Source organism: Halomonas sp. 707D4 (assembly GCF_024158685.1).
GTDB lineage: Bacteria > Pseudomonadota > Gammaproteobacteria > Pseudomonadales > Halomonadaceae > Vreelandella.
The window spans coordinates 1-3,264 of record NZ_JAMZBD010000357.1 but is presented as its reverse complement, the minus strand read 5'-3'; the positions used below and the strand labels follow the sequence as shown (position 1 = coordinate 3,264).

The 3,264-nt window shown below is 66.0% G+C and carries 4 protein-coding genes; all 4 read left to right on the top strand.

What is annotated here, in order from left to right; all coding sequences use genetic code 11:
* Positions 1 to 512, top strand: a 512-nt coding sequence (locus BIS11_RS13570) for a dicarboxylate/amino acid:cation symporter (RefSeq protein WP_253586276.1), incomplete at its 5' end; no start/stop codon positions are given.
* A gap of 132 nt (positions 513 to 644) precedes the next feature.
* Complete coding sequence (locus BIS11_RS13565) at positions 645 to 1,412, top strand: IclR family transcriptional regulator (protein WP_253586274.1); 768 nt, start codon at positions 645 to 647, stop codon at positions 1,410 to 1,412.
* 27 nt (positions 1,413 to 1,439) lie between these two features.
* The gene (locus tag BIS11_RS13560; RefSeq protein WP_253586273.1) at positions 1,440 to 2,582 is read left to right on the top strand and encodes an alanine racemase; all 1,143 of its coding nucleotides are present in this window, start codon (positions 1,440 to 1,442) and stop codon (positions 2,580 to 2,582) included.
* 273 nt (positions 2,583 to 2,855) lie between these two features.
* Positions 2,856 to 3,264 (top strand): PrpF domain-containing protein (locus BIS11_RS13555; RefSeq protein ID WP_301286466.1); only part of this gene is annotated, 409 nt, incomplete at its 3' end.

The following is a 3,264-nucleotide window of genomic DNA, read 5'->3' as shown; positions in this document are numbered from 1 at the left end:
GCTTTCGTCTCCCGGCATCGAATCTCTGGATGTTCTCCATCGCGACCACCAGCAGCGTTGCCTCGATTCCGGTCAACATCAAGGTCGCCCACGAGAAATTCGGCGTCAAAAAGCGTATCTGTGACTTCGTCATTCCGCTCGGCTCGCAGATCAATTCCGACGGGCATGCGCTGCTGTTCCCGGCAGTGATCGTGTTCGCGGGCCTGGCGACGGGGATCGACGTCAACCTGGGGTACCTGATCAAGGCGGCCCTGATCTCGATTCTGGTGTCGTTCATCGGCGGTGGCGTGCCGGGAAGCGGTATCGTCAAGATTCTGATCGCGCTTCAGTTTCTGGGGCTGCCGCTGGAAGTCGGCATGATCATTGCGGGCTTTTACCGCTTTTTCGACATGGGCACCACGACCACCAACGTGCTGGGGGACCTGACCGGTGCCATCGTGACCCAACGGCTGGTGGGCAGCGGCATCGAGGAACTGGAGACGCCGGCCGAGCGTGCGCCGCAGACGCCTTGACGACCCGCGGGCCGCGTCGAGCCGATTCTTGCGCTGAAAGCCGGTGTGCTACTCTGCGGCTGGATTCACCCGAGTAGTGCAGGGCGCCGGTCGGGTGATCATCGTGTTTCAACCGACTTTATGAGTTCTTCAATGAAGCAAGCCTCCAGTGGTGGATCGCAAACGGTGGATCGGGCGCTGACCGTGCTCAACGTGGTCGTCGATGCCGGTGAATCGGTATCGCTCGAGCGCGTCGCGGCCGCAACCGAGCTGCATCGCAGTATCGTCTACCGGCTGCTGCGATCGCTCGAAAACGCCGGCTACGTGGCGCGGCAGGAAGAGGGCGGCGGCTACCGCGTCGGGCCACGGCTGGTGGCGATGAGCGTGTCCGTCGCCAGGCGTTTCGATCTTGGCAGCGTCCTGCGGCCCGTGATGCAGGAGCTGGTCGAGCAGTTTGGCGAAACGGTGTCGCTGCACATGCTCAGCGGCCATCGCCGGGTATGCATCGATGTCGCCGAAGGCACGCATCCGGTGCGCCGCGTCATTCCCGTCGGCGAGAACCACCCGGCGTTTGCCGGCGAGACGGGGCGCGCGTTGCTCGCCTGCCTGGCGCCGGAGGAGCTTGCGCCCCAGCTCGAGATCGCGCGGGAGCAGGGGGTCGATGTCCAGGCCCTGCAGCGTGATCTCGAGCGTACCCGTCAGCAGGGCTTCTTCATCGGGGTCGGGACGCGCACCCCGGGCGTGGGCTCCGTCTCGATTTCGCTGGCCGGCTTCGACAGGTCCTTCAACGCCCTGACCATTTCCGGGCCCGCCGACCGCTGGAGCCGTGAGGCGATACAGGCAGCGATCCCGGTGATCATGGAGCGGCTCACGCCGATCCACCAGTACCTGCTTTCTGCCAACAGGGTAGAAAACGGCTAGGCCCCCCGGGGAGAGAGGAGCATGAAGGTGTCAAACGCCCTGACGGCCGTCAACGCCGACCTGATCGGCACGGCCGATGCGCGCCGAGAGCTGGTGACCCCGGCGCTGCTGATCGACGAAGATGCGCTGAACGCCAACCTGAGCCGAATGCAGGCGCTTTGTCGGCAGGCCGGTATCGCCCTGCGCCCCCACGCCAAGGCCCACAAGTGCCCGGAGATCGCCCGTCGCCAGCTGGCCGCCGGGGCGGTGGGCATTTGCGTGGCAACGCTAGGAGAAGCCGAGTGCTTTGCCAGCGCCGGCATCGACGACATCCTGTGTACCTCGACCTTCGCCACCGAAGGCGCCTTTCGGCGGGCGGTGAGGCTGAAGGCGCAGGGCGTTAAGCTCGCCTGCGTGGTCGACCACCCGGCGGTGGCGTCCCGGCTCGGCGCGCTGGCGCAGGCAAGCCAGGTGACGCTCGACGTGCTGATCGATGTCGACATGGGGCGCCACCGCGCCGGGGTCGCCTCGCCGCGTCAGGCGGCGGCACTGACCACGACGATCGAGGCGACCCCGGGCCTGCGGCTGGCTGGCCTCCAGGGGTATGCGGGCCATCTTTCGCACTGCTGGGAGGCGCGCGAGCGGCAGCGGCAAGCGGCCCTGGCCGCCGCGACGCTGGGCGCGGTGAAGCGCGCCGTCGAACAGGCAAGCGGCCAGGCTATCGAGTGGGTCACCGGTGGAAGCACCGGCGCGCTGCTCCAGGAGATCGACGGGCCCTATACCGAGCTTCAGTGCGGCAGCTACGCCCTGATGGATACCGAATACGACGCGGTCGACCCGGACGGTACCGGCACGCCACTGTTCGTGCCCAGCCTCTTCATGGCGACGGCGGTCATCAGCGCCAATCACGCCGGCAGCGTGACCACCGATGGCGGCGACAAGCGTCTGGCAAGTAAGTACGCCATGGCACCGCGCATCGTGCGCGGTGCGCCGGCGGGAAGCGAGTACCGCGCCACCAGCGACGAGCACGGCCAAATCACGCTTGCCACCGGGCAAACGCTGGCCCTGGGCAGCCTCGTCGAGGTCCAGGTGCCCCACTGTGATCCCACCATCAATCTGTACGACCAGCTGCATGTCGTGAAAGGGGAGACGCTGACGGCGATCTGGCCCATTCAGGCAAGAGGCCGCTGAGCGGCGCTCGACCACCCGCGAACCGTCCCCTGTTTCGCCGCTCGTGATCTTCGCGAGCGGCGTTTTCTTGCCTGCCTGTCTAACGCCAGCACAAGAGCCTCGGCACGAAGACGCGGTGTGCCACGCCATTGACCGGCAAGGTGCTTTCGACTAGCATTTTTCAATTAAAGAAATTATAGTCTCTTTAATAGAGATTATGCGGCAAGTTCAGGTGGCGCCGCCTTGACTGCGGGCGTAGTGCCCCGGGCCATCGACGTACCAGAAGGGAAGCGCATGACGCACACCAGCCTGCCGGCAGCCTTCGTTCGTGGCGGAACGAGCAAGGGCGTGATCGTTCGGCGAGAAGATCTGCCTGCGGACCCAGCCAGGCGCGATGCGCTGCTGCTCGCGCTGATGGGCAGCCCCGACCCCTACGGCAAGCAGATGGACGGCCTGGGGGGAGCGAGCTCGAGCACCAGCAAGGTCGCGCTCGTGAGCGCATCGAGCCGAGACGACTGCGACGTGGACTACCTCGTCGCCCAGGTGGACGTCGAACGCCCGATCGTCGATTACAGCGCCAACTGTGGAAACCTGTCATCGGCGATCGGCCCTTATGCCCTGCGCGCCGGTCTGGTCGCGCCGCGGGAAGGCATCACCGAGGTGCGTATCTGGCAGGAGAACACGGCCCGGCGCATCATCGCCC